Genomic DNA, 15940 nt, shown 5'->3' with positions numbered 1-15940 from the left:
TTATGATTTCCCCTGGGATTTCCCTTGGGGATGGCCGTGAGTTTCCAAACCCAGCTCTATGAGGCGGGCGATCAGTGCGTCGAAAGACATGCCCCTTGCCGCCGCGGCCTTGGGAACCAGACTGGTGGGCGTCATGCCCGGCAAAGTGTTGGTTTCGATGCACATCGGCTCGGTGCCTCCCCGGACCATGAAGTCGGTGCGACTGTAACCGGTTATGCCCAGAGCCCTATGGGCGGTCAGGGCCATATCCATGACCTTGCGGCTTAATTCCTCGTCCACGGGGGCAGGGCAGATTTCATCTGCACCGCCGGCTTCATACTTGCTGGCATAGTCGAAAAATTCGTTGCACAGGTTGGGCTTGATAAGGATGGGGGGCAGGGCTTCGTCGCCCAGTACGGCACAGGTAATTTCAATGCCTTCCACCAGCTCTTCCACCAAGACTTCCTTGCAGCTTTCAAACACCTGTCGAAATGCCTTGGGCATTTCTTCGGGGGTGCGTACCAGGCTCATGCCGATGCTGGAGCCACCATTGTTCGGCTTGACGACAAACGGAAATTCCAGGTCGGGCTTCCAGTCTTTGCTGGGCGGAACAGGCAGGAAGTCCCAATCCGGCGTCGGCAGTCCGTTTTGCTGGTAGACGAGTTTGGTTGTAGCCTTGTTCAAGGAAAGAAAAGAGGCCTTGGGATTGGCGCCCTGATATGGACAGTCCGCTTCTTCCAGCATGGCCTGGAAAAGTCCGTCCTCGCCGGGTGAACCGTGCAGATTGATAAAGGCGAAATCGTGTGCCGTGGCCAAATCCATAAAATCCGACAGATTTTCCTGAGGATCGAGCCGCGTGACGGTGTGGCCCAGGCGTTTGAGTGATTCTTCGATCTGTTTCCCGCCGGAAAGGGAAACTTCCCTTTCGTCAGACCAGCCGCCCGCTATCAAAAGAATATGCATTGAGATTCACCTCGAGGTATCTGCTGAGACAATCCTGCAGGGCCAGGGTTTGTTCCAGGTTTATCTTGATCTTGGCCTTGAGTTCGTCTGTTTTGCCGTACCGTTCGAGCAGGTCGGTAAAGCGTTTACCCACGGAAACTATTTTGTGGTGCATGACGCGCTTGTCCGCATAGATAACGGACAGTGGTATGAAATGTCGCTCGGCGTCGAGTTTGAACGGCCAGTAGACGTGGTGCGCCACTGCCTGCCCCAGAATAGGGTTTCCCGTGGCTTCCATGGCCCAGGCCGCACCTATCTGGGCGTGGCTTCCGCCGTGGCCTATGGTGTAAATTTTGGCGATATCGTGCAGAAGTCCGCTGGCATGGGTCAGCTGAACGTCCACGGGGTGTCCCAACTCCTGCGCCCGTTGCGCCATAACCTTGGCAACGTAGGCAACAGCGCTGCTGTGCTTACGAATGTGCTCGGGCATGGCGTAATGGTCCCAGAGGGCGAGGCATTCTTCGTCGTCGGGGACATGCCAGGAGGGATCAGGGGTGCTGTCGAAGGGGCAGGGGGCCTCTGTGGCCTTCGCCTCTCCGTATCGGGCTTGGGATGACTGGTACGTTTCGTTATGGGACTGTTGCATGAGCCTGTGGACCGGATTGTTTTTCGGTTGCTTCTCGGAGAAAGGACGGACACCGAAAGTCAGTCCGCTTATGTCCCGAGCTTCTCCAAGAGAATATATCTCTTTTTATTAGAAATGACCATGGGGCCCGGTCTATTTGCAAAAATGGCGTGGCGGGGATATTGTCCCACGACTTCGCGCAAGGCGCATACTCCGTTACATAATGAAAAACAAGGCGGTTGTCCGTGAGCCTCTTCGACTCCTTCAGAGATCCGGAGCTTTGTAAAGGGCTGTTGCATCATCTGAAACAGGAATGCGACGGCCTCAAGTTCATGGAAGTCTGCGGAACCCACACGGTTTCCATCTTTCAGAGTGGACTGCATTCCCTGTTGCCCGAGAACATCACGCATCTGACCGGCCCCGGCTGTCCGGTTTGTGTTACCCACGATGCCGAAGTGGACGCCTACCTGCGGGTGGCTGCCAAGGATAATGTCATACTGGCGACCTTTGGCGACCTGATGAGGGTTCCCGGTCCCGGCGGGTTGAACCTCAAGACCGCCCAGGCCGAAGGGGCGCGCATAAAGGTTGTGTATTCTCCCTTTGACGCGTTGCAGCTGGCCCAGGACAACCCCGGCGATACCGTCGTTTTTATCGGCGTGGGGTTTGAGACCACGGCACCTACCATTGCCGCCACGGTGAAGACGGCCCGGCAGAGGGGACTGGACAACTTCAAGGTATTGTCCTTCCACAAGCTGGTGCCCCCCGCATTGCGCGTGCTGCTGGACGACCCGGACATGAACATCGAGGCCTTCATCCTGCCGGGCCATGTTTCGGCGGTCATCGGTCTGCCTCCGTACGATTTTCTTCCCCTGGAATACAATCTGCCAGCAGTGGTAGGCGGCTTTGAGCCTTCGGATATCTTGCAGTCCCTGCTCATGCTCGTGCGCATGAAGAACGAGGGCAAGCCTGACGTCGTCAACCAGTACACGCGGGTGGTGGCGGACGAGGGGAATCCCACGGCCATGGCTATCATGGACGAAGTCTTTGCACCTGCCGACGCCATGTGGCGCGGAATTGGGAAAATACCCGGGAGCGGTTTGGTTTTTTCCGAAGCCTACCGCGATTTCGACGCACTGCAGGCGTTGGGGTTGGAACTCAATGACGTACAGCCCATCAAAGGCTGCATGTGCGGCGAGGTGTTGAAGGGCAAGCTGCGTCCCAACCAGTGTCCGCTGTTCCGCAAAGCCTGTACTCCGGCCAAGCCGGTGGGACCGTGCATGGTTTCCACCGAAGGCTCCTGTGCTGCCTACTATAAATACTCCACCGATTAAATTCGAATTACCGCCGCCCTCGGGACGGCCCAACAGAGGTTCCGAATAATGAGCGAGACAAAGGTCCTTTTGGATTACGGCAGCGGAGGCCGCGCATCGCAGCGGCTGGTCAGCGAATTGTTTGTGCGCAACTTCGACAACCCGGAACTCAACCGCCTGAACGATGCGGCCCGTATTGAACTGTCCGGGCCGTTGGCCATGTCCACGGACAGTTTTACCGTGGACCCCATATTTTTCCCCGGCGGAGATATCGGCTCTCTGTCTGTGCACGGTACGGTCAACGACGTTGCCATGCTGGGGGCGGAGCCCAAGTACCTTACCTGCGGTTTCATCATCGAAGAAGGGCTGCCCATGGCCGACCTGGAACGCATTGTCGTTTCCATGGCTGCGGCTGCAAGACATGCCGGGGTTGAAATCGTTACGGGCGACACCAAGGTTGTGCCCAAGGGCGCGGTGGACAAGATTTTCATCAATACTACCGGCATAGGCTCCATTATTGCGGACCCGGCTCCCAGCGCAGACCGTGCCCGTCCCGGTGACGCTTTGCTGATAAGTGGAACTTTGGGCGACCACGGCCTGACCGTTCTTTCGCAGCGCGAAGGACTGGAGTTCGAGGTCCCGGTAAAAAGCGATTCCGCAGCCCTGAATCACCTGCTGCTCAAGCTGGTGCGGGCTATCCCGGATATTCATGTGCTGCGCGATCCGACACGGGGCGGGTTGGCGACCACGATCAACGAAATCACGGAAAAATCCGGGTGCGGTTGCCTCATTGAAGAAGCCCTGCTGCCGATTACCGACCCTGTTCGTTCCGGGTGTTCCTTCCTTGGACTGGACCCGCTCTACCTTGCCAACGAAGGAAAATTCTTGTGCATTTTGCCGGAAGAGTACGCACAGCAGGCCCTGGACATCATGCATGCCGATGAACTTGGGCACGATGCCTGTCGTATTGGCGGGATGACCGAAGACAACCCCGGCAAGACCGTTTTGCAGACGCCGCTTGGCGGCAAGCGGTTGATGAACATGCTGGAAGGCGAACAGCTGCCTCGAATTTGCTGATTGTGTGGCCTGGAGTCCCGAAAAGGCGGCCACTTGCCTGGAAGGGACTTCTGCTATACAAGGCGCATCATGCGCGACACGATCACTGAAAGAAGAAAAGAGCGGATCAGGCGGGTTCTGGAAAAACGTCAGAAGGACTTTACCCTGGTTGTCGACAATGTGTGGGACCCTCACAATGTATCGGCCATCCTGCGTTCCTGCGACGCCTTCGGGGTGGGACACGTGCATTTGTACTACACCACCTCCGCTTTTCCCGAGCTGGGAAAAAAGTCGTCGGCTTCGGCTTTAAAATGGGTTTCACGGACCCGGCATTCGGACGCGGAAGCCATGGCTTCCCAGCTGAACGATCAGGACATGACCATTCTTGCCACGGGGTTCACTGATCGGGCCAAGCCGTTGGACGCGTGGGATTTGACGAAACCCACGGCCGTGATTTTGAGCAATGAGCATTCCGGTATCAAACCCGAGCTGGAAAACATTGCCGATGGCGAGGTGTATATTCCCATGATGGGGATGATACCCAGCTTCAATGTTTCCGTGGCCGCAGCGCTTATTCTGTACGAGTCGTTCCGACAGCGCATGTCCAAGGGAATGTATGATTCTCCGGCATTTCCCCCGGACGAGTTGGAAGCGATGTTTGAAGATTGGTGCAGCCGTTGAGCCACCTGCCGTTTTCGGGGAACTGAAGGCCCTGCCATAGGGGCCCTGTGCCGCGTACAAAAATTCGAACTTCATTATTTGGAGTATGTGCGGCACGGAATTCCCTTGTTCCCTGTCTCCGTTCTTTCAGGTTGATGGCCGGATGGGCAATGTCGCCACTCCGGTTTCACCTCATGTAACCCCATTACCGTTCATTCCCGGTAGCCAGGGAAAACATCTGTTTTCCCTTTATGGACACTACCGCCTATGCCAGAGAGCGCCATGCCAAAAGCCGTCGATTACATCAAACAGGGAAAATGCATCATTTATCCTACGGAAACCCTCTACGCCATTGGCGGGAGCGCGTTTAGCGATGATGTCGCCAATGAGGTCGTTCAACTCAAGAACAGGCCCGCCAGCAAACCTCTTCCTGTAATCGTCGGCAGTATGCGCCAGCTGGATATGGTTACAGGATGGCGCTCCAAGGCTTTGGAGCGGTTGACCAGCAATTTTTGGCCCGGCCCGCTTTCCATTCTTGTCCCGGCGGGCAAGAGCCTTTCCCCGCAAGTGCGCGATTCCCGGGGATTTACCTCGGTTCGTTGGACCGTGCATCCCATCGCCCAGAGGCTGTGCCTCGAATCCGGGGTGCCCCTTATCGCCACCAGTGCAAATACCAGCGGCAGAGCCGGGGCAGCCAAACCTCACGAACTCGACCCGGCGCTTGTGGGACGCGTGGCATTGTCCGTGCTCGACCGTCCCTGGCCCTCGGGCGGACTGCCTTCCACCGTTGTTCGGTGTATGGGGACCGACAGATTGGCCATCCTGCGGCAGGGGGCGGTATCGCGTGCGGCACTTCTCAAGGCTGGCTTTACCATAGTTTGAGTTTTCCCAGCCTTCCATGTGCTAGCGGGAACGGTTCGGCTTTCAGCTGTTGCCATTTGATGTGGGCAACAGGTCTGAAAAATAATCCGTTCGCCAGACAAGCTGCAATCACAGGATTTTTTCCATTCAGTGCGCCTTTCTCCGCCGTGCCCTAGCGGTTGTTTCTGGCCGAGGCTTCCGCATATTTATCGCGTTATTTTGCTGTGCGTGGGTAGAGTAAAATTTTTTTAACTCTCCGGGCTGTATTTTCAGTTGGTTGTCCGGGAAGGTTCAATTTTTTGTACAGTTATTTTTTAAAAAAAGAAGGAGTCGGTGGAGAGTACGCGTTTTATCCCCCGGTTTACGGGGGTAAAAATAAATCGAACGAGATTGCAATCTTTTGGCCTGGTAATTGCTATATCTAGATCAGCGTAACCTTCCTTCCTTCTTTTGCAGGAAGCCGGCTTCGGGGAGCGGTCCCGAAGCCGGCTTTTTTTTATGCGAAATCCAAAAAGAAAAGGCGGGCGAATCATTGGATTCGCCCGCCTTATTTTTAGGGAAAGGGTCTATCTTTTCAGTATGTTCCGGACATCATCGGCCGAGAAGGCTTCCAGCGCTTCGGAAGCCAGGGCCAGGCATTCATCCATGGTCAGACTGCGTATAGTTTCTTTTACCTCGGGTATGGCGGGAGCATTCATGCTCAGTTCGTCAAGGCCCAGCCCCAAAAGGAGCGGCACGGCTTCGACTCTTCCTGCCATTTCACCGCACATGCCTACTTCTATGCTTGCCGCCGTTGCCGCCTGGCATGTCTGGGAGATCATGCGCAGAACCGCCGGGTGCAGGCTGTCGCATATGTGGGCTACAGAGGCGTTGCCCCTGTCCGCAGCCATCACGTATTGCGTAAGGTCGTTGGTGCCGATGCTGAAGAAGTCGCACATGGTGGCAAGTTCTTCGGCCACGGCTACTGCGCCGGGCACTTCGATCATTATTCCCGTGGGGATGTCCTCACGGATATCCGTGCCTTCGGCAACAAGCTCGTCTCGCACTTTGGCAAGAAAATCCAGAACCTCGGCCAGTTCTCCTGCGTTGGAGATCATGGGGAACATGATGCGTATGTTCTCGCTGCTGGCGGCACGTAAGAGTGCGCGCAGCTGGGTGCGGAACAGTTCGGGACGGGCCATGCAGAAGCGCACGCCGCGTTCACCCAAAAACGGGTTGGCTTCCGTGGGCGTGTTCAGATAGTCGACCGGTTTGTCTCCGCCGATATCCAGGGTGCGGATGATGACAGGGCCGCCCTGCATGGCTTGTGCCGCCTGCATGTAGGCCTTGAATTGCTCTTCTTCATCCGGCGCTTCGTGTCGGTCCAGAAAAAGAAATTCCGTGCGGAACAGGCCCACGCCTTCGGCACCGTACTCGCGCACGCGGTCCGCATCGCCGGGATTGCCGATGTTGCCCATGATGGCGACGGCGCGTCCGTCTTTTGTGCTCGCGGGCTGGGCACCCTTGGCTTTTGCCTGTTCTCTCTGGGCCAGCCACTCGTTTCTTTTCTGTGACATGTCGTCCAGAATTCCGGCGTCGGGTGCCGTCCATACTGTTCCTGTAAAACCGTCCAGGGCAATGGTTTTGCCGTCTGCGATTTCCTGGATGGCTTCGCCCACGCCGACAACGGCCGGGATGCCCAAAGAGCGCGAAAGAATCGCCGCGTGCGAGGTTGCGCCGCCGATTTCAGTGACAACCCCCAGCACCTTGTCCGCGTCCATTCCGGCCACGTCCGAAGGGGCGAGGTCGTGCGCCACAAGGATGGACGGGGTGTCGAGACTGACGGCCGGGGCTTCCTCACCGGTGAGAATGCGCAACACGCGGGCTCCGCAGTCCATTACGTCGGCTGCCCTGGCCTGCATGTAGCTGTCGTCCAGATTGCGGTATGCTTCGGCCATGTCCTGTATGGTCTTCAGCCAGGCGAATTCCGCATTGATTTTTTGTTTGGAAATGGCGTCAACGGCGCTGTTGCGCATGTCCTGGTCGCCCAGGATAAGAGCGTGGGCTTCGAAAATTGCCGCATTGGCCTTGCCGGAAGTCTTTTCGGTTTGCCGCCGCAGTTGGTGGATGTCTTCCAGGGCCGATGCAATGGCCTGATCGAGGCGCTTGATTTCCTCGTCCGTGTTTGAGGCATCTTTGCGTTCCACCTGCGGGAGGCTGATGCGATGCACATAGGCCGGGCCGGATGCATATCCCTGAGAGGCTGGTGCGCCTGCCAAGGTTCCGTCGCCGGATACGGTGGCCTGGACTGCCTGTTCTTCGGTAAGAACGACATCCTCGTCGCGTTCGCCGAAGTTGTCCTTGTGCAGTTCGCTCAGGGCATCGAGTGCGGCGCGTGCGTCGGGGCCGGAAATGGTCATCGTGATATGATCGTCGTGTTTTACACCCAGCAGTGCCACCTGGTTGATGCTTTTGGCGGAAGCCGAAGCCTCACCCTTGTGGATGCGTATGGAGGAACGAAATCGTCCGGCAGTGGATACCAAGTTGGCGGCAGGGCGTGCGTGCAGTCCCAGCTTGTTGTGAATATGCAGTTCCAGGTGCAGCTGCTCGCCTTCGGCATCTGTTTGCGGCTCCACTTCCTGCTCCGGGGGAATATCAGGCTCGGTTTCTTCTCCGGTAATTGGGGCAAGCTGGCGAATTTTGACGCACAGGGCCGAGTTTGCTTCGCGTGCGGCCTCCTTGAGGGATGCTCCGACAGAAGCCTGCACTGCGGCAGCCATAACGCCTTCCACGATGGGGGCGGAGCAGAGCAGAACCTTGTCCTTTACATCCTCGGAAAGGAAATCCAGAGCGGTCTCGGCACTCATGAGGGCACTGCCCAGGTCCATGAGTACGAGAACGCCGTCTTCCGAAGCGGCGGCCACGTTTTCTATGGCGGCCATAACCTTCATGGGGTCCGTGCCTATGGGGTTATCCGGATCGTCAATGCCGCCTGCGGCTTCCATGACCACCTGTCCGCGCGTCATCTGCCCGGCAAGTTCCAGCACGCCTTCGGCCAGTTTCTGGCTGTGCGAAACAACGACTATTCCTATCATTGGAATATCACTCCGTTATCAAGAGAAAATTTGCAAAGGATTGCAAGTTGTTGAATATTATTTCTTCAGACTCGGGCTGCGGTTGGAATCCGCGCTTCAACTGAAAGAAACCGCGTGATAGGTGCCGTATTGGTCGCATCCGGCTTCTCACGCCTTTGGACTAGTTAAAGAAAGCCCGTCGGCTGTTCCGGCGGGCTTTCATTTTTTTGCTATTCGGCCAGTGCCTGAGCAAGGGTTTCGAGCATGTAGTACGACGAGGTCGCGCCTGGGTCCTGATGGCCGATGCTTCGTTCCCCGAGGTAGCTGGCGCGGCCTTTCTTGGCCTGCAGGGGAATGGTGTCCGCCAGGGCTTTTTCACCGACCGGGAGGGCGGCGTTTACCATGGCGGGGATGTCGTCTCCGGCATCGGCGCGGGCTTTGATTTCTTCCAGGACGGGAGCCCAGAAATCGTACATGGTCTTGTCGCCCAGTTCAGGACGTCCGCGCTGGAGAATTCCATCCACGGCAGCCTGAAGAAAGCCCACAAAACCTGCGGAATCTATTTCTTCCTTGCCAGCCAGTGTCATGCCGCCTTTCATCCAGTAGGTGCCGTACAGGGGACCGCTGGCTCCGCCGACGCTGGACATGAGGGTCATGCCCACGGTTTTGAGGATGGTGCCGATGTCCTTGTCCTCTACTGTGGGGAGCTTTTCCATGACTTTTTTAAAGCCCCTGGTCATGTTGGTTCCGTGGTCGGCATCGCCTATCGCGGCGTCGAGTTCGGTAAGGTATTTTTCTTTTTCTGCCAGAACGGCTTGCAGCTTGCCGAGCCAGGAAATGAGTTGGGCTTTGTCCATGGGCATTGTCTTCTCCTGCGGACAGCGCGCTCGAAGGCGCGTCTTCTTTAACGTGATGAGCGGCGACTGTGACGGCGCCGGAGGCCGCCAGCTGTTTTTATACCTGCTTCCCCCCGTTCTATCGGGGGGACGAACGGGGGGAGCAGGCGCGCATTTTCCGTTTTACCAGGTCAACCCGGGCGTCTTGACCGGAGCATCCCAGAATTTCAGGATTTCGTCATCTGCCTTCAGGAGGGTGATGGAGAAACCCTGCATTTCCAAAGAGGTAATGTAAGGGCCAACCAAGTTACGGACAATGGTAATGCCTTTGCTTTTGCATACTTCGTCCAGCTTTCTGTACACGGTGTACAGTTCGCCGAGCGGGGTGCCGCCCATGCTGTTGACGAAAGCTATGACCTTGTCGCCACTGGCGAAAGGTGTGTCTGTCAGTTTTTTATCCGCCCAGGCGCTTCCGTCCCATTCGCGGACGGTGCGGGTGTAGGCGGGGTCGTCTATGATTTGCGCGGCCACGTACTCGGTCATTTCATCGATGGGTTTGATGGCCATGCGGTGGGTTCCGGGTTCGCCGTGGATGCCGATGCCCATTTCCACTTCGCCTTCACCAAGTTCGAAGGTGGGCTTTCCTGCGGCGGGAACCGTGCAGGACGTGAGGGCAACGCCAAAGGAACGGCCATACTGGTTCACCTTGCGGCAGAGGTCTGCGCATTTGTCCAGGTCGTATCCGGCGTCGGCTGCTGCGCCGACAATTTTTTCCGCCAGAACCGTCGTGCCGACGCCGCGGCGTCCGGCCGTGTACAGGCTGTCCTTAACGGCTACGTCGTCATCGATGAGGATGTTCTGGACCTTGATGCCTTCGGCTGCCACCAGTTCCGCGGCGGTTTCAAAGTTCATTACGTCGCCGGTGTAGTTCTTGACGATGAAAAGCACGCCTGCGCCGCTATTCACGGCCTTGGCGCATTCATACATCTGGTCCGGGGTGGGGGAGGTGAAAACTTCGCCGGGGCAGGCACCGTCGAGCATTCCTTTACCGACAAAACCGCCGTGCATGGGTTCGTGACCAGAACCGCCGCCGGAGACAATGGCCACTTTGCCGTCTACGGGGGCGTCTGCCCTGTACATATAGCAGGGGTCGAATTTTACCGACAGTTCCGGGTGGGCGAGGGCCATACCCTCAAGCTGTTCCTTGACCACATTCTCCACGTCATTGATGAGCTTTTTCATTGGAACACACCTCTCGGTTCTGGTTGATCAACCATTGCAGAAAAGTTCAGCCTGGTCCGTATCCAATAGACCAAGTCTGTTCACGCCGCCCCGGTAGGGCGTGTAGACGCGACGCGCCCTCCGGCCATACGGTCTTCACCGGAAAGTCGGTAGCGGAGCCTGTCGTTTGCCTTTCATTTCCTGACGGCTATGGGAGTGTATAACTTTTTTTCCAAATTGATCAATAACGAACATTCTCCTTTCCCATTGATCTTGGGCATGCTTAGTGTTTGAAACATAATTAAATCGGAATGTTATTGTTTGTGTGGGCATAATTTCTATTTTTGATCGGCATATTTCGTGAAATTCGCCCCAAGGGAATAAAAGTGCTTTTTTTGCTGAAATGTTTCTTTTTGCTTCAATAATGGTTCGGAAGTGAAAACAAACAGCTTTCGTATTCCGCATTGAGTGCGCGGGAAAGGACTGTCGTATATGGAGATGATAATAAAGAAATTTTGTCTTTTGTATATATTATGGCAGATAATATAGATTCAAATGCGTCGTGTCGAGAAGTGCCCTGCATATTGTTGTGGGGCGGGTTGCGCAAAAGAAGAGTTGCCTTGGTTCGTCTTTTTTGTTCAATTATTCACAGGGGAGCTTCATTGTATGCGTAAGGATATTGGGTGCCGGATTACGATGGGGAATCGTTGGAGTCCCTCACATGAGACTGGGTTTGGCTCATGTGCTGGCGAGATGAATGGAATATTTTTTTCGGGCGGAGCTGCACGGGTGGAATTCCCTGTTTTTTATTGTGCGGAAAGCTTTTTCTCCGCCACATATTTCGTTTGGCAACAGGAGGAATGATGGCCCATAAAGAACTGTTGTGCCCGCATTGCGGGCAGACGGTCGAAACATATCGCAACCCGACTCCAACCGTGGACATACTTATCCACGACGCGGCCAGGGGGATTGTACTTATAAGCCGTAAAAACGCCCCCTTGGGTTGGGCATTGCCCGGCGGATTTATCGATTATGGAGAAAGCGCCGAGGCCGCAGCCGTGCGGGAGGCCAAGGAAGAAACAGGACTCGATGTGGTGCTGACAGGGCTGTTGGGCGTGTATTCCGATCCGCAACGGGATCCGCGGGGACATACATTGTCTGTGGTGTACACTGCGCAGGCTCTGCACCCCGAAACGTTGCAGGCCGGGGACGACGCGGCCAGAGCAGCATTTTACAGGCGAGGAGCGCTGCCGTCTCCACTGGCCTTCGACCATGGACGCATGGTGGAGGATTTCTTTGCGACGTTGGACAAGCTGCAGCGTTGAGCCAGCAGCGTCAGGGGGATACGGAAATTTCGTATGGAAACATAAGCTCACGTTCCGGGCTGGGAGCTGAGCGACTTCAGGTGCCAAGGGGGCAAGTGCTGTGAAGCTGGTTTACATCACCTCGGAGATTTTTCCTTTTTCCAAGACGGGCGGTCTGGCCGACGTTTTGGGGGCGCTTCCGCCCGCTGTTGCCAAGTCCGGCCTGCCAGTGGAGGTCATAACTCCCCTGTACGGCAGGCTGAAGACCAACGACTACCCTTTGCGGCTCGTCGCACCGGATTGCCCTGTTGGCTATCCCTGGGAGCCCATAACCGCGGAAATATATCAGTCCCAGTATCGGGGGGTGACCGTCTATTTTGTCCAGCGCGACGAATATTTCGATCGGCGCTCCTATTACAATACTTACAAGGGCGACTACTTCGACAACTGCGAGCGGTTCAACTTTTTTTGCCGGGCGGCCATCCAATGGCTGCATCGCCTTGGCACCCCGCCTACAATCGTCCATGCCAACGACTGGCAAACCGCATTGGCACCCGCCTGGATTCATTTTCTGCGCCAGCACGATCCGTTTTGGGCCGGAACCAAAACCGTGATGACCATCCACAACCTAGCCTTTCAGGGGAGGTATTCATCACGGCTGTTTCACGAGTCCGGACTTCCGGCAGAGGCCTGGGATATGGACGGGTGCGAGTTTTACGGCGACTTTAATCTGCTCAAATCCGGCATTGCCTATGCCGACATGGTCACCACGGTCAGCCCCAGCTATGCAGGGGAGATTCTTACTCCCCAATTCGGCTGCGGACTTGAGGGGATTTTGCAGAAACGCAGCGGTTCCATACGAGGAATCCTCAACGGCGCGGACTACGACGTCTGGGCGCCAGAGGCGGACAGGTATCTGCCCAGTTGCTATTCCGCTGGCCGTATGACGGGGAAAATGTGGTGCAAGCGCAAGCTCATAAGGGAATTCTATCTGTCCGACATGTTGGAAGACAGGCCCATTCTCGGTTTTATCGGGAGGTTGCGTTCGCAGAAGGGAATTGATCTGCTCATCGATATCATTCCCCGCCTTATGAAAATGGGCGTGGGGGTTGTGGTGTTGGGAGAGGGCGACCTGCGGGCCGAAGCCAAGCTTCTGGACATGATGGAACAATACCACGGCCAGCTTTCCGTGCAGGTAAGCTACACAGAGGATTTGGCCCACCGTATCCAGGCAGGCTGCGATATCTTTCTTATGCCGTCGCGTTACGAACCGTGTGGTCTGACTCAGATGTATGCTCTGCGCTATGGAACGCCGCCTGTGGCGACAGCAGTGGGAGGACTTAAGGACACCATTGTTCCGTACCCCTCGCCCGATGCCACCGGCTTCACCTTTCAGGAACCGGACAGCAAGCTGTTCTACAAGGCGGTCAAGACAGCGGTTCGTTTGTGGGAAGACCGCTACTACTGGAACGCCATGGTGGAACGCGCCATGAGCCAGGCCTTTACCTGGGATCTTTCAGCTGCCCGATATCTGGATATGTACAGAGAACTGGGCGTTGACGTGTAGGGAGAAAATCGCTGTCCGGTTGGAGAGAGCGTGCGGGTGTAAATCAAATGTCACCAGATGGCTGTAAAAGATATTGCACACTGGACCGGATCGCCGTAAACAATAAAGTTAAGTCTGTACGTCGTGCTGCAGGCGCATTGTGAACATAAACTTTTTCCTTTACGCCGGAGGACGCCATGGCCCTTAAGAAAAAGTATTTGAAGTCCAAACCTGTCTGCAAGGTAAGTTTCATATTGCCCAAGGAAGCTGCCAACAGTGCCAAGACCGTGCATCTTGTGGGCGAGTTTAACGAATGGGATGAAGATTCCATGCCAATGCGCAAGGTGAAGGACGGCTTTACACGCACTCTGGATCTTGAAGCCGGTCACGAATACCAGTTCCGGTATCTTTTGGACGGTGAAGTGTGGAAAAACGAACACGAGGCAGACACCTACGTTTTCAGCGAATTCGGCAATTGCGAAAATTCCGTGGTTCGCGTCTGACACGATGGTACCCTGCTGCAGGCTGAGATGCCTGCTTCCACGGGAGTTTCATCTTTCGGGGAATCGAGGTTTGTTTAATTTTTTTTAACCGCCCGCGATGCGGGCTTGGATGATTTGTGCCTGAAAAACAGAGCGTACCCGCATATATACCGCCTTTTGACCTGTATCTCTTCGGCAAGGGCGCCCATTGGGATATCTACCGTATCCTCGGCGCACACCCTATGAGCGACGGCACCAGCAACGGCTGGCGGTTTGCGGTGTGGGCGCCGAACGCCGCCAAGGTGAGCCTTGTGGGAGATTTCAATGGTTGGGAGGCCGGAGAAACCCCGCTGTACCCCGTGGGTGTTTCAGGCATATGGGCGTGTTTTGTGCCGGAATTGGAACAGGGGGCCTGCTACAAGTACGCCGTGGAGTTTCAAAACGGGTACGTCTGTTTGAAGTCGGACCCGTATGCCACCTATGCGGAGCTTCGGCCCGGCAATGCAGCCAGGCTTTGGCCTCTGGACGGATACAAGTGGCAGGACGACGGCTGGATGGAAAACCGTCGGACGCAGGGGCTTCCTTTTGACCAGTCCGTCAGCGTCTACGAGGTGCATCCCGGTTCCTGGCGTTGGAACGGACATGAATACGGAGATTTCCTCAACTATCGGGAGCTTGCCGATCAGCTGATTCCTTATATCAAGGAGCTCGGCTTTACCCATGTTGAGTTCATGCCTCTTGCCGAGCATCCCTTGGACCAGTCGTGGGGGTACCAAACCAGCCATTATTTTGCGCCTACCTCGCGCTATGGTGAGCCGGACGACCTGCGCTACCTTGTTGACCGGTTGCACAACGAGGGCATTGGCATCTTTCTGGACTGGGTGCCGGGCCATTTCCCCAAGGACGAATGGTGTCTTGGGCGTTTCGACGGCACTGCCCTGTATGAACACGAGGACCCGCGCCGGGGAGAACATCCGGACTGGGGTACCTTTATTTTCAACTACGGACGCCACGAAGTTCGCAATTTTCTTTTGGCCAACGCCTTGTACTGGCTCAAGGAGTTTCATTTTGACGGCCTGCGCATCGATGCCGTGGCCTCCATGCTCTATCTCGACTATTCCCGTGAGGAAGGGCAGTGGATTCCAAACGAGTTCGGTGGGCGGGAAAACCTCGACGCCGTGGAATTTCTGAGGGAGCTCAACAAGGTTGTTCATGCCCATTATCCCGGTGCCAGCGTCATTGCCGAGGAGTCAACCTCCTGGCCTGGCGTATCGCGTCCCATTTATGCGGGGGGATTGGGCTTTTCATTTAAGTGGAACATGGGGTGGATGAACGACACGCTGGATTATTTTGAAAAAAATCCAGTGCACCGTTCCTACCATCATAACAATCTGACATTTTCCATGCTCTACGCGTTTACGGAAAATTTCATTTTGCCGGTTTCGCACGACGAGGTGGTCCACGGCAAAGGCGCTCTTCTTTCCAAAATGCCGGGCGATTACTGGCAGCAGTTCGCCAACCTGCGGCTTTTTTTGAGCTACATGTGGGCGCATCCCGGCAAGAAGCTGCTGTTCATGGGCACGGAATTCGGCCAGTGGAACGAGTGGAATTCCAATGCCGTCCTGGATTGGAATCTGTACGACTACCCGGCGCATCGGGGTGTTGCCAAGACCGTGCAGGATTTGAACAGATTGTTGCGTCAGGACCCCGCAATGCATGAGGTAGACCATGAGTGGCCGGGGTTTGAGTGGATAGACCACAACGACTGGCAAGGCTCCACCATCAGCTTTATGCGTAAGTCGCGTTCCGGCGAAAGCGTACTCTGGGCCTTTAATTTCACGCCCGTGGTGCGCGAGGGCTACAGTCTTGGCTGCCCGCATGGCGGCCACTGGGGTGAGGTCTTCAACTCCGACGCCGGTATCTACGGCGGATCGGATTTGGGCAACTTCTTCGGAGCTCATGCCAAACCATCGGACCTGGGGCCCCGTTCCCACTATCTGGAGATTACTCTGCCGCCCCTTGCGGCAGTGGCTTTCAAACCCTCGTCTCAGGGATAGGTTCTTGG

General features: G+C 56.0%; 13 protein-coding genes. 8 read left to right on the top strand and 5 right to left on the bottom strand.

Annotated features, from left to right (window positions below; all coding sequences use genetic code 11):
* Entirely contained in the window at positions 1 to 942 is a 942-nt protein-coding gene (locus tag ACI0FJ_RS05885) for a D-alanine--D-alanine ligase family protein (RefSeq protein ID WP_424300305.1), read from the bottom strand.
* On the bottom strand, positions 908 to 1567 hold the full coding sequence (locus ACI0FJ_RS05880; protein WP_424300302.1) for an HDIG domain-containing metalloprotein: 660 nt from the start codon (positions 1565 to 1567) through the stop codon (positions 908 to 910). The genes ACI0FJ_RS05885 and ACI0FJ_RS05880 overlap by 35 nt, the downstream gene beginning before the upstream one ends.
* Before the next feature lie 224 nt (positions 1568 to 1791).
* Here ACI0FJ_RS05880 and hypD point away from each other — a divergent pair, with 224 nt between their 5' ends.
* From hypD to ACI0FJ_RS05860, 4 genes are all read left to right on the top strand, one after another.
* Positions 1792 to 2877, top strand: coding sequence for a hydrogenase formation protein HypD (gene hypD, locus ACI0FJ_RS05875; RefSeq protein WP_424300299.1), 1086 nt, complete (start codon positions 1792 to 1794; stop codon positions 2875 to 2877).
* 48 nt (positions 2878 to 2925) lie between these two features.
* A complete protein-coding gene (hypE, locus tag ACI0FJ_RS05870; RefSeq protein ID WP_424300296.1) occupies positions 2926 to 3933 on the top strand; it encodes a hydrogenase expression/formation protein HypE in 1008 nt (335 codons plus the stop codon).
* A 69-nt stretch (positions 3934 to 4002) separates the two neighbouring features.
* The gene (locus tag ACI0FJ_RS05865) at positions 4003 to 4593 is read left to right on the top strand and encodes a TrmH family RNA methyltransferase (RefSeq protein WP_424300293.1); all 591 of its coding nucleotides are present in this window, start codon (positions 4003 to 4005) and stop codon (positions 4591 to 4593) included.
* Positions 4594 to 4854: 261 nt separating this feature from the next.
* The gene (locus tag ACI0FJ_RS05860) at positions 4855 to 5454 is read left to right on the top strand and encodes an L-threonylcarbamoyladenylate synthase (protein WP_424300291.1); all 600 of its coding nucleotides are present in this window, start codon (positions 4855 to 4857) and stop codon (positions 5452 to 5454) included.
* A gap of 545 nt (positions 5455 to 5999) precedes the next feature.
* Here ACI0FJ_RS05860 and ptsP read toward each other — a convergent pair.
* The 3 genes from ptsP to dhaK all read right to left on the bottom strand — a co-directional run bounded on the left by ptsP (position 6000) and on the right by dhaK (position 10564).
* On the bottom strand, positions 6000 to 8507 hold the full coding sequence (gene ptsP / locus ACI0FJ_RS05855) for a phosphoenolpyruvate--protein phosphotransferase (protein WP_424300288.1): 2508 nt from the start codon (positions 8505 to 8507) through the stop codon (positions 6000 to 6002).
* 209 nt (positions 8508 to 8716) lie between these two features.
* Positions 8717 to 9349, bottom strand: a complete 633-nt coding sequence (gene dhaL / locus ACI0FJ_RS05850) for a dihydroxyacetone kinase subunit DhaL (protein WP_424300285.1) — start codon at positions 9347 to 9349, stop codon at positions 8717 to 8719.
* Between the two features lie 156 nt (positions 9350 to 9505).
* Complete coding sequence (gene dhaK, locus ACI0FJ_RS05845; RefSeq protein WP_424300282.1) at positions 9506 to 10564, bottom strand: dihydroxyacetone kinase subunit DhaK; 1059 nt, start codon at positions 10562 to 10564, stop codon at positions 9506 to 9508.
* Positions 10565 to 11406: 842 nt separating this feature from the next.
* On the opposite strand from dhaK, the gene ACI0FJ_RS05840 reads away from it, so the two are divergent.
* The 4 genes from ACI0FJ_RS05840 to glgB all read left to right on the top strand — a co-directional run bounded on the left by ACI0FJ_RS05840 (position 11407) and on the right by glgB (position 15932).
* The gene (locus tag ACI0FJ_RS05840) at positions 11407 to 11868 is read left to right on the top strand and encodes an NUDIX domain-containing protein (protein WP_424300279.1); all 462 of its coding nucleotides are present in this window, start codon (positions 11407 to 11409) and stop codon (positions 11866 to 11868) included.
* Positions 11869 to 11968: 100 nt separating this feature from the next.
* A complete protein-coding gene (gene glgA, locus ACI0FJ_RS05835; RefSeq protein ID WP_424300276.1) occupies positions 11969 to 13414 on the top strand; it encodes a glycogen synthase GlgA in 1446 nt (481 codons plus the stop codon).
* A gap of 176 nt (positions 13415 to 13590) precedes the next feature.
* Positions 13591 to 13896 carry an isoamylase early set domain-containing protein gene (locus ACI0FJ_RS05830; protein WP_424300273.1) on the top strand — a complete coding sequence of 102 codons (306 nt, stop codon included), beginning with the start codon at positions 13591 to 13593 and terminating at the stop codon, positions 13894 to 13896.
* Between the two features lie 116 nt (positions 13897 to 14012).
* Positions 14013 to 15932, top strand: a complete 1920-nt coding sequence (gene glgB / locus ACI0FJ_RS05825) for a 1,4-alpha-glucan branching protein GlgB (RefSeq protein WP_424300270.1) — start codon at positions 14013 to 14015, stop codon at positions 15930 to 15932.
* The last annotated feature ends 8 nt before the right edge of the window (positions 15933 to 15940 follow it).

The organism is Desulfovibrio sp. 7SRBS1 (genome assembly GCF_049723905.1).
In the GTDB taxonomy this organism is placed as follows: domain Bacteria; phylum Desulfobacterota; class Desulfovibrionia; order Desulfovibrionales; family Desulfovibrionaceae.
This window is presented reverse-complemented; position numbering and strand designations above follow the sequence as displayed.